19 protein-coding genes are annotated in these 15634 nt (G+C 75.6%); 13 read left to right on the top strand and 6 right to left on the bottom strand.

The features are described 5' to 3' along the window. Window positions 1-229 precede the first annotated feature (229 nt). From BLR12_RS19340 to BLR12_RS19330, 3 genes are all read left to right on the top strand, one after another. Entirely contained in the window at window positions 230-691 is a 462-nt protein-coding gene (locus BLR12_RS19340; RefSeq protein WP_176832594.1) for an ester cyclase, read from the top strand. 285 nt (window positions 692-976) lie between these two features. Beyond that, window positions 977-1813, top strand: coding sequence for an ATP-binding protein (locus BLR12_RS24685; RefSeq protein WP_091381591.1), 837 nt, complete (start codon window positions 977-979; stop codon window positions 1811-1813). An 8-nt stretch (window positions 1814-1821) separates the two neighbouring features. Next, a complete protein-coding gene (locus BLR12_RS19330; RefSeq protein WP_091381589.1) occupies window positions 1822-2118 on the top strand; it encodes a hypothetical protein in 297 nt (98 codons plus the stop codon). 6 nt (window positions 2119-2124) lie between these two features. On the opposite strand, the gene BLR12_RS19325 is transcribed toward BLR12_RS19330, so the two are convergent. Beyond that, on the bottom strand, window positions 2125-2571 hold the full coding sequence (locus BLR12_RS19325) for a hypothetical protein (RefSeq protein ID WP_143018818.1): 447 nt from the start codon (window positions 2569-2571) through the stop codon (window positions 2125-2127). A gap of 198 nt (window positions 2572-2769) precedes the next feature. Here BLR12_RS19325 and BLR12_RS19320 point away from each other — a divergent pair, with 198 nt between their 5' ends. After that, window positions 2770-3243 (top strand): hypothetical protein, encoded by a 474-nt coding sequence (locus BLR12_RS19320; protein ID WP_091381585.1) that lies wholly within the window; start codon window positions 2770-2772, stop codon window positions 3241-3243. Between the two features lie 188 nt (window positions 3244-3431). Then, a complete protein-coding gene (locus tag BLR12_RS19315; RefSeq protein ID WP_091381583.1) occupies window positions 3432-3806 on the top strand; it encodes a hypothetical protein in 375 nt (124 codons plus the stop codon). 70 nt (window positions 3807-3876) lie between these two features. On the opposite strand, the gene BLR12_RS19310 is transcribed toward BLR12_RS19315, so the two are convergent. Further along, complete coding sequence (locus tag BLR12_RS19310; protein ID WP_091381581.1) at window positions 3877-5298, bottom strand: DUF4407 domain-containing protein; 1422 nt, start codon at window positions 5296-5298, stop codon at window positions 3877-3879. A 163-nt stretch (window positions 5299-5461) separates the two neighbouring features. On the opposite strand from BLR12_RS19310, the gene BLR12_RS19305 reads away from it, so the two are divergent. The 4 genes from BLR12_RS19305 (at window position 5462) to BLR12_RS19290 (ending at window position 9365) form a co-directional block, all read left to right on the top strand. Beyond that, complete coding sequence (locus BLR12_RS19305; protein ID WP_091381578.1) at window positions 5462-6577, top strand: hypothetical protein; 1116 nt, start codon at window positions 5462-5464, stop codon at window positions 6575-6577. Between the two features lie 420 nt (window positions 6578-6997). Further along, the gene (locus tag BLR12_RS19300; RefSeq protein ID WP_091381576.1) at window positions 6998-7423 is read left to right on the top strand and encodes a DUF3237 domain-containing protein; all 426 of its coding nucleotides are present in this window, start codon (window positions 6998-7000) and stop codon (window positions 7421-7423) included. Between the two features lie 68 nt (window positions 7424-7491). Further along, window positions 7492-8799: an AarF/UbiB family protein gene (locus tag BLR12_RS19295; protein WP_369803479.1), complete on the top strand. Its 1308-nt coding sequence runs from the start codon at window positions 7492-7494 to the stop codon at window positions 8797-8799. Further along, window positions 8784-9365, top strand: coding sequence for a tetratricopeptide repeat protein (locus BLR12_RS19290; RefSeq protein ID WP_091381574.1), 582 nt, complete (start codon window positions 8784-8786; stop codon window positions 9363-9365). The genes BLR12_RS19295 and BLR12_RS19290 overlap by 16 nt, the downstream gene beginning before the upstream one ends. 219 nt (window positions 9366-9584) lie before the next feature. Here BLR12_RS19290 and BLR12_RS19285 read toward each other — a convergent pair whose 3' ends face one another. Beyond that, complete coding sequence (locus BLR12_RS19285; RefSeq protein WP_091381572.1) at window positions 9585-10163, bottom strand: TIGR03086 family metal-binding protein; 579 nt, start codon at window positions 10161-10163, stop codon at window positions 9585-9587. A gap of 167 nt (window positions 10164-10330) precedes the next feature. Here BLR12_RS19285 and BLR12_RS19280 point away from each other — a divergent pair, with 167 nt between their 5' ends. The 3 genes from BLR12_RS19280 (at window position 10331) to BLR12_RS19270 (ending at window position 12685) form a co-directional block, all read left to right on the top strand. Further along, window positions 10331-10711 (top strand): excalibur calcium-binding domain-containing protein, encoded by a 381-nt coding sequence (locus tag BLR12_RS19280; protein ID WP_091381569.1) that lies wholly within the window; start codon window positions 10331-10333, stop codon window positions 10709-10711. 70 nt (window positions 10712-10781) lie between these two features. After that, the gene (locus tag BLR12_RS19275) at window positions 10782-11576 is read left to right on the top strand and encodes a class F sortase (RefSeq protein ID WP_255363661.1); all 795 of its coding nucleotides are present in this window, start codon (window positions 10782-10784) and stop codon (window positions 11574-11576) included. 68 nt (window positions 11577-11644) lie between these two features. Beyond that, window positions 11645-12685: a transglycosylase domain-containing protein gene (locus BLR12_RS19270; RefSeq protein ID WP_091381567.1), complete on the top strand. Its 1041-nt coding sequence runs from the start codon at window positions 11645-11647 to the stop codon at window positions 12683-12685. A 73-nt stretch (window positions 12686-12758) separates the two neighbouring features. Here the strand turns inward: BLR12_RS19270 and BLR12_RS19265 are convergent, their stop codons facing one another. Next, window positions 12759-12983 carry a hypothetical protein gene (locus BLR12_RS19265; RefSeq protein ID WP_091381565.1) on the bottom strand — a complete coding sequence of 75 codons (225 nt, stop codon included), beginning with the start codon at window positions 12981-12983 and terminating at the stop codon, window positions 12759-12761. Between the two features lie 138 nt (window positions 12984-13121). Between BLR12_RS19265 and BLR12_RS19260 the strand changes: the two genes are divergently transcribed. After that, window positions 13122-13745: a maleylpyruvate isomerase family mycothiol-dependent enzyme gene (locus BLR12_RS19260; RefSeq protein ID WP_091381563.1), complete on the top strand. Its 624-nt coding sequence runs from the start codon at window positions 13122-13124 to the stop codon at window positions 13743-13745. Between the two features lie 47 nt (window positions 13746-13792). Here the strand turns inward: BLR12_RS19260 and BLR12_RS19255 are convergent, their stop codons facing one another. Continuing rightward, a complete protein-coding gene (locus tag BLR12_RS19255) occupies window positions 13793-14530 on the bottom strand; it encodes an enoyl-CoA hydratase/isomerase family protein (protein WP_091381561.1) in 738 nt (245 codons plus the stop codon). Window positions 14531-14619: 89 nt separating this feature from the next. Beyond that, a complete protein-coding gene (locus tag BLR12_RS19250; protein WP_218120746.1) occupies window positions 14620-15594 on the bottom strand; it encodes a helix-turn-helix transcriptional regulator in 975 nt (324 codons plus the stop codon). Between the last annotated feature and the right edge of the window lie 40 nt (window positions 15595-15634).

Raw genomic sequence — 15634 nt, 5'->3', positions numbered from 1 at the left:
ACGGGCCGGGGCCCGGGCGGGGCCTCGCCATGTCCGACGCCCTGCTCGGCCGGACGGCGGAGGCGCTGCTCTCCCCCGTCGGCGAGGTGCTCGAGCGGGAGCTGCATGCCCAACTGGGCCGGGCAGGAGCGCGCCGTCCACTGACCGGCCGGGCCGGACGTCCCTGGTCCGGAGCCCCCTTCCGAGGAGCATGGGGGACGTCGCGGACGCACGAGGAAGGAGCCGTGCCATGACCCGGACGACGAGCTCGGCGGTCTCGAAGGAGCGGGCGCGTGAGGCGATGACCCGCTTCACGGCGGCCTGGGAGCAGGGCGACCTGTCCGCCGTGGACGACGTCTTCGCCGACGACGTCGTCTACCACGGGCCCCCGTTCCCGGACATGGGGCGGGCCGAGCTGCGGGAGTTCATCACGAGCTTCCGGACGGGCTTCTCCGAGATCCACGTGCAGGTGCACGAGCACGTCGTCGACGGGACGACCTCCGTACACCGCTGGACGGTCGACGCCGTCCTCTCCGGGACGACGCAGCTGCTGCCGGGAGTGGAGCCGACCGGGAACCACACGTCTGCCGACGGCGCGCACGTCCTGCACTGGACCGGGGACGAGGTGTCCGAGGCCTGGCACCTCGGCGACTGGCTCGGCTGGCTGACGAAGGCCGGAGCGCTGCCACCCATGCCGGGAGCGGGTGGCTGACGGACCGCTTCGGGACGACCGACCGGTCCAGCGCCTCGCCCCCGGCCACCGCGATCCGCTGACCTCGATCCCGGGCTGGCCGGCGTCCTCCGCCCGATGCGCGCGACCGTCACCTCGACGGTGAGGTCCACGCTGGCTGCCCGGGGACGACGCTCGTCGGGAGCCCTGACCGTGTGCGACCCCCGACCGTCGGCGAGTGACGACCGACCATGCCCTCCGGTCACTTGAGAGAACCAGGCCGTCACGCATCCGGCTGTCACTCCCTGGTCCGATGATGTAACGGATATGACCCGGGCCGATTGCGTCGACATCGCGGTCTGCACCAACGGCGTGTTGACGTACGACGAGATCGGCGGACACCTGCGTCCTGCGGGCGACCACGGACCGGTCCGGATCGACCTCACCGGGCTCAAGTTCATCGACCCGGCCGGCCTGGTGAGCCTCGCGGTGATCGCCGAGCGGGCCATGCTGCAGCGCCGTCCCGTCCAGTTCCACAAGCCCGCCGGTGGCGACGTCGCCAACTACCTCACCCGCATGCGGCTCGGCGAGCAGCTGGCCGGGCTGGACGTGGCGCACGACCTGCCCCACGTGCGGGAGCGCCGGCTCGGCCACCGGCTCGTCGAGCTGCGCCGGTTCGACGGGGAGGCCGGCCTGGACACCGTCGCCGCCGCCCTCGTGCAGACCTACGTCGACGACCACCCCGAGCTCATCCAGCCGCTGTACGCGGCACTCGACGAGATGGCCCGGAACGTGCTGGAGCACAGCACGCGGTCGCACGGCTACGTGGCGCTCCAGCGCTACGACAACGCAGGCGACATCTCGTTCGCCGTTGGTGACAGCGGCATCGGCCTCCGTGAGCGACTCGCCGAGGCCCTCCCCGTGCCCGACGACCGGACGGCCATCGTGCGGGCGGCGCAGGTGCACGTCACCTCCATCGGCCGCCCCGGCCGTGGGCGCGGGATCAGCCGGGTCATCGGCATAACCGGGGAGCACCGCGGGAGCGTGACGCTGCTCAGCGGGGCGGCCAGCGGCACCTTCCGGAGGGGTCACCTGGATCCCCAACTGAGCGATCTCCCCGCCTCGTATCCCGGTACGCTCGCGCACGTGCGTCTGAGCCTGTGAGGAGGTCGATGAGCGTGCCTGCTGTCCTCCCACCGATCGAGGTCCCCCAGCTGAGCGGCGGGCGGGAACGCGCCCGCGCGCTGGTCGACGGCCTCGCCGACCGCATGTCCGGTGCCACCATCGTGGTCGACTTCCGCCGCATGGTCGCCGGGACGCCGTCCTTCGCCGACGAGCTGGTCACCCGCGTGCTCGTCGACGGCGGCGCCGCGGTGCTCCGCGCGGAGCACGTGAGCCGGGAGTTCGGCGAGTACCTCGTCGAAGCCGCCCGCGACCACGGCGTCGCGGAGCGCCTGCACACCGTCTGACGGTCCTCAGTCCGTGGCGCGGACGGCCTCGCCCGTGACCCGCATCGCCGTCTCCCACGCATCCGCCTCCACCGCGGCGGTGGCGGAGTCGTCGCCCTGGAACCAGGGCAGCGCGGCCACCTCCCACGCCAGCGCGGCCTCCCGTGCCGCGGACGACGACACGCGGTGCACCAGCATCTGGTACCTCGACCGGGCGGCCGAGAGCTGCGCGTCCGTGGCGCGCGAGGGCAGGATCTGGCTCCGGTCCCGGGTCAGCGCCGCGCGGTAGTCGGCCATGGCGGCCTGGAGTTCGATCAGGGTCGCGCGCTGGAACTCCCGCGACGCGCGCTCCCGCTGCTCCTCCCGCGCCCGCGCCGCCGCGCGGGCCTTGAGCGACTCGGCCGTGGCCTGGGCCGCGACCGTGAGCAGCCCGCCGGCGATCACGCCGATGAACGCCCACACGGCTGTGCTCACTGTGCTCCCCCTCGCCTACCCACAGTGAAGGCTAGGACCGGGGTACGACGAGTTCCGGCCGTCCGGACGCGATGCGGGACGCGGCGGCTCCTCGAACGGCGCGTCCGCCGGCCGGCTGGGACACAGGGAACGGATGACGACCCCGCTGGCCTGTGGAAAACCGCGGTCCGGCCTCTCCGCGCTGCCACGGTGTGCCGCGTGACGACACCCGCCCTCGCCGACGTCCCCGTCCGCTCGACCCTCGCACTGACCCGCCGCTGGGTCACGCTGCTCTCTCCGCTCTCCTTCTCCGGCCGCACCCTCTGGCTGGCGTGGCTGGGACCCGACGGTCGGCAGTCCCCCGTTCTGGCTCCCGTCGAGGACATCCCGATCGAGGCCGACCGGCACCTGGCCGTCGGGCTGCTCGACGTCCACGCCGAGCTGGCCCGCTCGATCCCCGGAGACGACGTCCACCTGGCGATGGCTCTGGCCCGTCCCGGCGGATCCGTGCCCACCGAGGACGACGACGAGTGGGCGGGCGCCTTCCACGACGTCCTCGACAGCGCACTCGACGGCACCTGGAGTCTGCACCTCGCCGCCGGAGGCCGCGTCGAGTCCCTGGTCGCGGCGCCGAGCTTCTTCGTGCGCGTCGGCCGGGCGACGGCCCCCGGCGTCGAGGACGGCCTCCGGTGACGACGCCCCCCGGCTGGACCCCCGACGGTCACGCCGCCCATCCGTGGGCTCTGGCTCATCCGACCGGATCGGATCCAGGGCTCGTGCCCCACGGTCCGGGAGCCGCGCTGCCACCGACTGCGCCCCATCCGCACCGACGGCGCACCCGTCTCCTGCTGATCGGTGGTGCGGTCCTCGCCGTCGGGGCCATGGTGGCCGGCGTCCTCACCCACCGCGGGCTCACCTCGGGACCGGACGACACGCCCCGGGAGGCGGTCGAGAACTTCCTGACGGCCAACCAACGCTACGACTGGCGTGTCGCCTGGGAGTTGCTCTGCCACACCGAGCAGCTGGAGCTGGGGCCGCTCGACCGCTACATCCGCACGCAGGACGCAGCAGTCGCCGTGGTCGGGCCGTTGAACGACGGACTGACCATCACGGTCGGCGACGTCCGCCCCAACGGACGCTCCTCACCGCAGTCCTACGTCGTCGATGTGCAGCTCGCCCAGGCCGGCGACACGCACCGCATCGAGGTGTTGGCCGTCGAGGAGGACGAGGGCTTCCGCGCCTGCGGTCGGCTGTGAGTCCCGATGTGCGACGACAGCGCCCCGGCCTCCCACGAGGAGGCCGGGGCGCTGTCGACGGCTACTGGTGTCAGACCCCGGCGGGCACGCGGTCGGACGGACGCCGCCGGGTCGGCAGGACCGTCCGGGCGGCGGAGCGGGCCAGGCGCATCGGCCCGGTGTCCCAGGGCCGCAGCGGCTCGGCAGCGGGGACGGCGCCCGTCGCCTCGGCCTGGGCCGCTGCCCGCTCGGCAGCACGGACCGCCGCCGCCCGCTCGGCAGCAGCCGCCGCCTCCGCGACCTCCCGCCGGGCGATGATCGCCTGCTTCTGCCGGTCGATCCGCTCCCGCTCGGCCATCACCAGCATCTCCTCGCGGGCCGCGGCCACGGTCAGCCGCGACTCCTTCTGCAGCTCCTCGATCTCCACGTCACCGGAGTCGCGCAGCGCCGCGAGCTTGTCGTACGCCGACGGCGGGCCGAAGTTCAGCAGCAGCTTCATCAGCACCGGCAGGATCTCGATGCTCATGAACAGCAGCGTCAGCATCAGCTGCGCCGCGGCCAGCGTGACGTTGCGGTCACCCAGCCGGTCCAGCGCCTCCAGCCGCATGAGGATCCCGTCGGCCTCCTCGTTCGTCGCGTCGAACGCCGTCTGCAGCCGGGTCTGCTCCGCGGTCAGCCGCTGCAGCTCGGCGCGGTCGGCCTCCAGCGACGACGACGCCAGCGAGGCGCTGCGCCCCTCCGCCGCCGAGGCAGCCGACACAGCGGCGTCCAGGGAGGACAGCGCCGACGCCACCACGGCGGCCTGCGCGTCCGCCGCCGCCCGCGCCTCGACGTACGCCTGACCGGTGCCGGCGTCCCCGGTGCCGCAGGTGCCGTCCAGCTCGCACTGCGCCCTCGCCTCGAGCTCCCGCTGGGTCGCCAGCGCCGCGTCGTAGGCCGCCTGCGCCGCCGTCGCGTCGCCCTGCACGGCCGCCAGCTGCGGGTCCGCCACGCCCCCGGTCGCCACGATCGACTCGCCGAGGGCCACCCGCTCGCGCAGCTCCGGCAGCCCGACGAAGCGGGCGTCGGACTCCAGGGAGGTGCGGAACGCGTCGGCCGCCTCGGCCTGCATCGCCTCGACCTCGGTGTCGATCTCCGAGCTGAACACCTGCAGCGTCAGCGGCGTCGCGATCACCGCGCCGAGGATCAGCGCCAGCCCCACCCGCGGCACGGCCAGCACCAGGTTGCGCTTGAGCGAGGCGTCGTGCGCCATCCCGACCAGCAGCATCCGGTCGAGGTTCACCACGACCGCGCCCCAGCCCAGGCCGACCAGCAGCGCCAGCGGCCACCACACGCCCAGCGCCATCGCCACGGCGAACGCCATCGAGACGACGGCCAGGCCACCGGTGCTCAGCAGGACACCGCCCAGCGCCACGAACCGCGGCCGCGCCCCGGGCGCCGCCTCCAGCACATCGGGGCGCGCGCCTCCCAGCACCGCCAGTCCGTCACCGAGTCGTCGCTGCACAGCCGCCATCTCGAGCCACTCCCCGACGACGGGGGTAGAGATCAGTCCGTCGCCTCACGAACCGCTATCGGCAGGGCGCCCGGGCAAGGGCACGGTGCCGCCGGTCACCTCCCGAGTTGCCGCACCACCCGTCACAGCGGACGCTCGGCCTCCGACCAGATCCGGAGCCGTCATGCCCCGCGTCCGCCGCACCGCCGCGGCCCTCGCCGTCGTCCTCGCCATCGCCGCCTGCACCGGCGGGGACGGCGACGGCCCGACGCGGGACGACGCCCCGGACCGCGCGCCCGAACTCCTCGGCACCGTCGACCTCGACGCCGCCGTCGACGGCGACGCCCGGCTGCTCGACCTCGCGCCCGCCCCCGACGGCCACCCCGTCGCGCTGCTCACCGACGGCGGCACGCGTGGCTTCCTGGTCGAGGTCGAGCCCGGGGACGACGGCCCGGTGGCGACCGTGCTGCTCGAGGTCCCCGCCGTCGGGGACGACGCCGAGCTCGGCGTCCTCCCCGACGGCTCCTTCCTCGTGGCCGGCACCAGCCCGACCGCCGGCTACCAGCTGCTCACCGTCCCGCCCGACGGGCAGGCCACCGTCGTCGGCCTCGGCGTCCGCCCCGACAGCGTGGCCACCGCCCTCTCCCCCGACGGGCGCACGTTCTACGCCGCGCTCACCCTGGCCGACGGGCCGGCCCAGCTCATCGCGGTCGACCTCGGCGAGGGCGTCGTCCGCACCACCGCGCCGGTCGTCCCCCCGGGGACCGTCACCGCGCTCACCCCGCGCCCCGACGGCGGCCTCGCCGCGCTGGTCGAGACCGCGGAGGCGCGCGCGCTGCTCGCCGGGTTCGATCCCGGCCTGCGCCCGGTCGGCGAGCCGGTCGACCTCGCCCCCGAGGACCCGGTCGGCCACCCCGCCGACCTCGACGTCGCCGCCGACGGCACCGTCGTCGCGACCCTGCACGTCAGCGAGGGCCGCGAGTCCGGGCTGCTGGTCACCGTGGTGGACGGCGCGGTCGCGAGGTCGGTGGCGCTGGACGGCGTCGGCGACTCGGCGCTCGACGTCCTCGTCTCCCCCGACGGCGCCTCGGCGTGGGTGCCCCAGGCCGACCTCTCCTACCCGGCCGAGCTGGTGACCGTCGACCTGGCCACCGGCGAGCGGCTCAGCGTGGTGTCCCTGTGCGACGGCGCCGGCGTGCTGGGCGACGTCGCCCCGGTCGGTGCGGACGGCGGCATCCTCGCCACCGGCTCCTGCATCGACGGCGACGGCCCGCAGGCCACCGCGTTCCTCGTCGGCTGACCGCCCCGAGGACCCGGAACCCTTGATGGAGCGGGCATCCATCAAAGGATCGCGTGTGATGCTTTAACAGGTGGCCCGAGCATGAAAGGTTACGTCCGTGGCTCGGTGGGTGGACTCGGTCTGGGAGCACTCCGACCTCGACATGGTCCCCCGAGCGGACCGGCTCTTCGGCCCCTACCGGCAGTACGAGCCGGACCTGGACGACGGGATACACCGCCACCGACGTCTTCTCGCTCGTCACCCACGCCGAACGGCAGCTGGCCAGCACCCGCTGGGACACCCGCACGTCCGAACCCAACCGACCGGTGCCGGCGCCGCCGTCCTCCTGACGGCCCTGTCCAGGGGCATCCGGCTCTGGCGGCGCGGACGGCGTCCGCGCCACGGTGGGTGGCCGGCGACGGCCAGAGCCGAGGGGGGACGATGGGGATCGAGCTGGTGCCACTGTGCACGATGCGGGTGCAGCTGAAGCCGCCGATCGAGGTCGGGACGGGGCCTGCGGGAACGCGGGTGGTCATCGAGAACGAGAGCGTGAAGTTCGACGGGGACCGCTTCAGCGGCGAGATGGTCGGCGCATCCGGGGACTGGCTGCTCGTCGGCCCCGAGGGCACCGGGACGATCGACGTCCGGGCGACGCTGCGCACCCACGACGGGGCCTTCGTCTTCACCCAGTACCACGGCAGGCTGGACGCGTCGGACGGCATGGACCTGCCGAAGACGCTCTACGTCACCCCGCGCTTCGAGACCGGCGACCAGCGCTACGCGTGGCTCAACCGGATCCAGGCGGTCGGCAAGGGCGTCGTGCACGAGGACCTCACGCTGGACTTCGAGTGGTACGAGCTCCGCTAGCCGGTCGCTGACATCCGGCGGTGGACCAGCCCGAGGACGGCCGGCCGCCCCGGGGCCGCCTCGCCCGGATGGCCCGGCTGGCCGCGCTGCCGGCCGCGCACGCCGGCCGCACCGCCGTCGGCCTCGGGAGGCGGATCGGCGGCCGCCCCGCGGAGGTGGTCGCCGCGCAGGTGCAGCAGCGCACCGCCGAGCAGCTGTTCGCCACCCTCGGCCAGCTCGAGGGCGGCGCGATGAAGGTCGGCCAGGCGATGTCGGCGATGGAGGCCGCGCTCCCCGAGCAGCTGGTCGGCCCGTACCGCGACGCGCTCGTCCGGCTGCAGGAGGCGGCGCCGGCCATGCCGGCGCCGATGGTGCACGAGCAGCTCGTCAGAGCCTTCGGCACGAGCTGGCGGCAGGTGCTCGAGGACTTCGACGACCGGCCGGTCGCGGCGGCCAGCGTCGGGCAGGTGCACCGCGCCACCTGGTCCGACGGCACGCCGGTCGCCGTGAAGGTGCAGTACCCGGGCGCCGGCGAGACGCTCGTCGCCGACCTGGGGATGCTGGAGAAGCTCGCGCCGGTCGTGTCCGCCGCCGCACCCGGTCTCGACGCCCGGCAGCTGCTCGCCGAGCTGCGCGCCCGGCTGGTCGAGGAGCTCGACCACGTCCGGGAGGCCGCCGCGCAGACGGCCTTCGCCGACGCCTACCGCGGCGACCCGGACATCCCCGTCCCCGACGTGCTGGCCGCCGAGGACCGTGTGCTGGTCACCCGCTGGGTCGGCGGGACGCCGCTGTCCCGGGTCATCGCCACCGGCACCCGGGCCGACCGGGACCGCGCCGGCCAGCTGCTGCTCCGCCTGCTGGCCTCGGCCTCCGTGCGGGCCCGGCGACCCGCACCCCGGCAACTTCTGGCTGCTGCCCGACGGCCGGCTCGCCGTCCTCGACTTCGGCGCGACCGAGGACCTGCCGCACGGCTGGCCGGCCCGGCTCGGCCTGCTGCTCGCCGCCGGCCGGGACGGCGACGCCTCGGCCCTGCACCGGATCGCCGCCTCCGCCGGACTGCTGCGCCCGGACCAGGTCACCGACGACGCCCTGCTCGCCCTGCTCGACCCCTACCTGCAGCCGCTGCGCACCCCGGCCCACCGGTTCACCCGGGCCTGGCTGCAGGAGCAGACCCGGCGCGCCTCCGACCCGTTCGGCGCGGCCGCGCGCACCCAGCGCCGGCTGACCGTCCCGCCGCGCCACCTGCTGCTGCAGCGCGTGGCCAGCGGACTGGTCGGCGTCCTCTGCTCCCTCGACGCCACCGTCGCCGTCGACGCCGAGGTCCGGCGCTGGTTGCCCGGCCACGGCCCGACTCCACGGTCCCCACACCTACCGTGAGCCGATGCGCAGACCGCTGACCCAGGACGACGTCGACGAGCTGTACGCACGTGCCCGGACGCCCGAGCAGCACCGGGCGGCGGCCGCGCAGCTGGCGGCGTGGGCCGAGGAGGTCCATCCCGAGGACGACGAGGTCTCCCCCGCGTCGCTGCTGGTCGATGCCGGGGAACAGCTGTCGAGGATCGGCGACCACGACGCCGCCCTGGAGCTGTTCCGGCGCGCCACCGTCGCCGACGGGGACGTGCTGCCCGACGTCCGCTGCTACCTGCACCACGGGCTGCTGGCCGTCGGGGACGTCGCCGGCGCCCGACGCCTCGCCGACGAGCTGCGCCGGGAGCGCCCGGCGGACGGTGACGTGTACCTGTTCATCGGCGAGGACCACGAGCTCGCCGGCGACCTCCGCGAGGCACACCGCTGGCTGACCATGGGCCTGCTGCGGATGCTGAGCCGGGCCGAGCAGGGCGACGACCTGGCAGTCAGCCGAGCGGCCGGCCTGGTGCGCGCGCGTTCCCGGGTCCGTCGAGCGCTCGAGCTGCCCGTGGACGAGTACGACGAGCTGGCCGAGGGAGAACGGTCGGCCGACTGAGGAGGTCGCCGTCGCCGACGAGTGGGCCGGACTCCGGCTCCTGCTGGCCCAGGCCGGCCGCCGGGTGACCGTCCACGACACCTGGATCGCCGCCGCCGCACTGGCCCTGCACGTGCCGGTGGTGGGTCAGGACACCGACTACCCCACCCTCGCGGAGATCAGTGACGTGCAGGTCATCGCCGTCCGACCCACCACCGCGGTCGGCGCCCGCCGGTGGGGTCAGGCAGGGCGCCAGGCGGGGTCGCGGCCGGTGAGGCCGAGCAGCCGGTCCAGCGGCGGAGCGTCCTCCGGCACGGGCACCGGCGGGCCGAACAACCCCGGGGTGGGTCCCTCGGCGGCGGCCTGCGCGGCGAACTCGGTGCACGCCGCCACCGACGCGGGGTCGGCCGCGTAGTCCTGACCGGTGGCGACGGCGAGGTCCCAGCCGTGCACCAGCACCTCGTCGAGCGCCACGACCGCCGCGACCGGCGCGGGCATCTCGACGCCGCCGGCCTCGGCGGTGCCCTCCCACGCTGACGGTCGCCGCCACGCGGCCACCAGCGCGTCGAGGTCGGCCGGGATCCGGGTGCGCCAGTCGGGCGGCAGGTCGTCCGGGGACGCCGGCGCCTGGCCGGGCACCGGCGTCTTGTCCGCGGCCATCCGGAACGCCACCGCGAGCCCCGCCAGGTGCGCGAGCAACCCCGCCACCGGGGTGCCCGCGCACGGTGTCGGCTCGCCGAGCCGGTCGTCGCGGACGCCGGCCACCACCCGCGCCACCTCCGCCGCCTGCGCACCCAGGTCCCACTGGATCGTCCCCATGAGGGGGCAGACCGCCCGGCGTCACGGAAGTCAGCGGCGTGTCCGCGCGTGTCGGGCTGGCAGCATCCACCAACCGGAACGCCGAGGTCCCGGTATGTCGGAGCGTGCCGACACGGTCACTCCCGGGTGATGGTGGTCCCCCAGCCACCGCCCTCCCGGGAGAGTCCATGCGCCGCACCACCACCGCCGCCGGTGTCCTCGTCACCGCCGTCCTCACCTTCGGCACCACCGGCACGGCGAACGCCGCGACCGACCGCGACTGCCCCGACTTCGCCAGCCAGGCCGCCGCCCAGGCCGCCTTCGACGCCGTCCCGGGCGACCCGGAGCGGCTGGACGCCGACAACGACGGCATCGCCTGCGAGGACCAGGCCTACGCGAGCACCGGCAGCACCCAGGTCACCGCCCGCCCGGCCGGCGCGGTCGCCGCCGGCGACGGCAGCGCCGGCGAGGACGGCGGCGCGCTGCCGTTCGTCCTCGGCGGCGCCGCGCTGGCCGCCGCCGGTGGCGCGGCCGTCGCGGCCCGCCGCAGCGCCCGCAGCTCCGCCTGACCGGCGGGCCGTGCCACAGCACCCGCCTCCCGCCCGCCCCGGTCCACCAGCGACCGGGGCGGGCGGAGCCGTGCCCGGCACCGGCACGCTGGCCATCCGGCTGCGCGGGGAGGCCGACGGCGAGGTCCGCATCGTCGGCGCCTACCCGCCACCCCTGGACGACGTCGCCGCACTGCTCGCCCGCCCGCCGCGCGTCACCCGCTACGGCCGGCACCGGCGCCGGACCCCGCGCGCCGTGCTCGTCTGGTCGGCCGCCTCGGTCGTGCTGGCCGCGGCCGGCACCGGGGTCCTCATGGTCGGCCCCGCACCGGAGCCGGCGGTGCACCGGGTCGTCGCCGCGCCCGCCGACCTGCCCCTCGAGCAGCCGGCCCGGGCAGCCGCCGCCGCGATGACCCCGGCCGCCGTCGTGCACCAGCTGCCGGCCAGCCCGCCGACCGCGGTGCGCATCCCGGCCCTGCGCGTCACCTCCGCCGTCATGGAGCTGGGCCTGCGGCGGGACGGCTCGATGGAGGTCCCGCCGGCCGGCTACCCGGTCGGCTGGTACGACGGCAGCCCCACCCCCGGCCAGCTCGGGCCCGCCGTCCTGGCCGGCCACGTCGACTGGGAGGGCGAGCCCGGCGCGTTCGCGGGCCTCGACGAGCTGGTGCCCGGTGACACCGTGGAGGTCGACCGCGCCGACGGCAGCACCGCCGTCTTCGTCGTCGACCGGGTCGAGGAGCACGCCAAGGACGCCTTCCCCAGCGACGCCGTCTACGGCGACCTCGACCACGCCGGACTGCGGCTGATCACCTGCGGCGGCGCCTTCGATGAGGACACCGGCGACTACACCGAGAACGTCGTCGTCTTCGCGCGCCTCACAGGCTGAGCTCCCCGGCCGTGACGGTCCGCCGTCCTACCATGACGGCTCGCGTCCACCAGGGAGAGCACCGCCCCATGCCCCACCGCTCACCGGATCGCCGGCCCACCGGTCGCCGCTGGAGCCGCGGCGCCGCACCCGAGCCGCCCGAGGACGACTGGGAGCAGTACGACGACGGCCCGGTCCTGTCCCGGCCGCTCCCCCCGTCCCGCTCGCCGTGGGACCAGGTCGCCGACCGCTACGGCCCCGCGCCGGAGGAGCGGTCGGGACGGCGCCCCCGCCGCGACGAGGGCCCCGAGCGGCCCCGCCGCCGCCGGGCGCTGCTCCGCCGGCTCGGGCTGGCGCTCGCCGTCGGCTTCGTCGTCCAGCTGCTGGTGATGCTCTCCCTGCGCTGGGTCGACCCGCCGACGACGGCGTTCATGGCGGCCAACCCGAACGGCGCGATCCAGCAGTCGGTGCCGGTCGAGCACGTGTCGCGCAACTTCCTCGCCGCGGTCATTGCGCACGAGGACGCCGCGCTGCCCTACCGCTCCGGCGCCTTCACCTGGGCCCAGATGTGGAGCCGCGCGCAGGCGCACCTGTCCGGCGCCGAGGACCCGTCGGGCTCGACCATCCCGCAGCAGGTCGCCAAGAACCTCTTCCTCAACCAGGAGATGAGCGCCTGGCGCAAGGCGGTCGAGGCCGGGCTGTCCTTCGAGCTCGCGATGGTCGTCGACGACCGGCGGATGCTCGAGCTCTACGTCAACCACGCCCAGTTCGGCCCGACCCTCTACGGCGTCTGCGCGGCCAGCTGGTACTACTTCGACCGCCCGCCGGCCGACCTCCCGGTCGACCAGGCGGTGCAGCTGGTCGGGCTGCTGCCCTCGCCCGGCCACGTGCAGCGCGCGTCCGGCGGCGGCATGGACTTCGAGGTCGCCGACGGCAAGGGCTGGCTGTCCCGCTCGCACGTGGTCAACGCGCAGAACCGGGTGCCGCGGCACATCGAGCGGCTCGGCTTCACCCCCGTCGAGGACGCCGGGGTCACCGGCCTCGCCTCCGACCAGCCGCCGTCGGACGACGACTGCTCGACCCGGCCGCAGGCGGTCGCCGACCTGATCGCCGCCGAGGGCACCGACTGACGCGAGGTCGTGCTCTGCCCACCACCGTGGGCAGAGCACGACCCAGCGGGAGGGGACGTCGTCCGTCCGAGGATCAGCCGTCGGTGTCGTCGTCGTCGTCGATCCCGCCGGTGCCGGGGTCGATGCCGTCGGCGTCCTCCTCGCCGCCGTCCACCGGGTCAGGGTCGCTCGAGCTGTCGGCCTCCTCGCCGGGCACCGCGTCACCGGGCGGGTCACCCGCCGCGCTGCCGGAGCAGCCGGTCACCCCGAGGGTCACCGCCAGCACCGTCCCGGTCAGCCACCGCCGCGTCCTGCGCATGCCGTCTCCTCCTCGAACCGTCGGACTCCGCGTACGGAACCCGCTGCCCAGCCGGAGCGGCCGCTGCCCGGACCGACGGCCGAACGACACAGAACCGTCACGTGGACCGAGCCGTCCCGCATCCGGTAGGCACACGGCATGGGTGTCATGGCACTGGCCCGCGCCGAGCGCGAGGACCTCCTCGACCTGCTGGTCACCCTGACGCCCGAGCAGTGGGCGGCGCCGTCGCTGTGCGCGGGCTGGTCGGTGCAGGACGTCGTCGCGCACCTGCTCAGCTACGAGGAGCTCGGTCCGCGGAAGCTGGCCGGGCGCTTCGCCCGCGGCGCCCTGCGCTTCGACCGGGTGAACGCCGTCGGGCTGCGCGAGTACCGCACCCGCTCCCCCGAGCAGCTGGTCGACCTGCTCCGCCGGCACCTGACGCCCACCGGCCTGACCGCCGGGCTGGGCGGCGCCATCGCGCTCACCGACGGGCTGATCCACCACCAGAACATCCGGCGCCCGCTCGGCCTGCGCCGCGAGATCCCCACCGAGCGGCTGGTCCCGGCGCTCCGCACGGCCCTGTTCGCTCCGACGCTCCTCGGGGTGCTGCGGGTCCGCGACGTGCGACTGGTGGCGACCGACGCCGACTGGGCGTTCGGCCGCGGCCCCGAGGTGCGCGGCCCGGCCGAGGCGCTGCTCATGGCCGTCGCCGGGCGGCGGGAGGTCACGGCGGAGCTGTCCGGACCGGGCCGGGAGCGCGTCGCCCGTCGCCTCGAGGCCTGACCCTGCGTCCGGGGTGCCTTCCGCGCGCGAAAGGCACCTCGCGCGGTTCAGGCGGTGTCGCGCCGCCGCTGCGACCACATCTGGGTGGCCCGCTCGAAGTGCAGCGCGGCCTCCCAGCCGATCCCGGGCGGGCCGGCCTCGGTGCGGAACGAGCGGGCGGCCTCCCGCGCCAGCTCCGGGTCCTTCGCCGCGCGGCCGGCGAGCTCGAGGGCGAGGTCCTCGACCTGGTCGTCGGGCACCGCCTTCCACGCCAGCCCGATCTCCGCGGCGCGCACCCCGTCGATCTCCTCGCTGAACAGCCCCATGGCGGCGGTGGCCTCGCGTCCCGCCGTCCGCGAGCTGATGGTGAAGTAGCCGCCGCCCGGGTGCAGGCCGATGCGCAGGAAGCCGGCGAGCAGCCGCGCGTCCTCGCCGACGATGCGCAGGTCGGTCGACAACGCCAGGTTCAGCCCGGCGCCGACCGCGGCGCCGCGCACCGCGGCGATGGTCGGCACCTGCAGCGTCCCGATCCGGCGGAAGGCGGTGTAGACCGCGCCGAGCGCCTTGTAGACGGTGTCCTCGGCCTGGTCGGCGCCGGCCGTCCAGCGCCGGCGGTCGGCCCCGGAGCAGAAGGTGCCCCCGGCCCCGCGGACGACGGCCGCGCCGATCGCCGGGTCGGCGTCCACCTCGTCGCACAGGGCCGCCAGCTGCAGCCCCATCTCCGGGCTGAGCCCGTTCTTGACCTCGGGCGAGTCGACCGTGAACACGGCGACGCCGCCGTGCCGCTCCAACTGGACCTGTCCCACGTGTCCCTGCCTCTCTGCTGGGTTCCGGGTGCGCCGTCGAGCATGCCCACCCGCGACCGGTGCGGGACGGCGGGGTGCCGGGATGCGGGTCAGGCCGGCAGCCGGACCAGCCCGGCACCGACGGCGAACGCCGCGGCAGCGGCGCGGTTGCCGGCGCCGAGCTTGGTGAGCACGTGCTCGACGTGGGTGGCGACCGTGCGCTCGGTGACCCCGAGCGACCGGGCCACCATCCGGTTCGTCCCGCCCAGCGCCAGTCCGCAGAGCACCTCGAGCTCGCGCAGCGACAGGTTCGCGGGCGCCGCGACCGGGCGGTGCTCGACGACCACCCACCGTCCCGCCGGACGCGCCTCGACACCGGTCAGCTCCGCACCGCGGAGCACCAGCAGGTGCCGTCCCAGCCGGGACGGCCAGGACGAGGGGTGCAGCAGCGCTGCCAGGGGTCCGGACAGCAGCGACGCGCGCCCGGACGGCGTCAGCGCCAGCACCCGCCCGTCGTCCGGCAGCCAGGCCAGCACGCCGCCGTCCCCGGGCACCACCGGCAGCTGCCCACCGAGCGGGTCGACCAGGCCGGCGAGATCGGCACGCAGCAGCCGCAGCCAGTCGACCGCCTCGTCGTCCACGCCGTCCGAGGCGGTGCTGGCGTGCAGCGACCCCACGTACCGGCCGCCGGCCACCAGGCACAGGCTCACCCCGTCGGTGAAGCGCAGCGGCGTGATGACCCGCTCGAACATCGGGCCGCGGCGGTCGGCGGGGGCGATGTCGCAGACCCGCAACGGCCGGCCGGACGCACGGACGGCGGGGAACAACGGGTCCTGGTGGAAGGCACCCTCCATCGCGGCCAGCGCCTCACCCACGTAGCCGGAGCTGGCCAGCGTCTCGTGCCGGGAGCGCACCGGGTCCCACCGCTGGACCGCGGCGGCGCAGGTCGACAGCGACTGCAGCGCGGTCAGCACCGCCTCGCCCCGGGCGACGTCCGGCAGCACCTCGCCCGCCGCCACCGCCTCGGCGGTCGTGCGGAGGGCGAGCGCAGCGGCCAGCCGGCCGGTCCTCCGCACGGAGCGCACGCGCGGCAGGGTGGCACGGCCACGCGACGACGGGAAGGGC

It is taken from the genome of Geodermatophilus sp. DSM 45219 (assembly GCF_900104025.1).
In the GTDB taxonomy this organism is placed as follows: Bacteria; Actinomycetota; Actinomycetes; order Mycobacteriales; family Geodermatophilaceae; genus Geodermatophilus.
The sequence above is the reverse complement of the archived record's forward strand: the minus strand, read 5'-3'. Positions and strand labels throughout refer to the sequence as shown.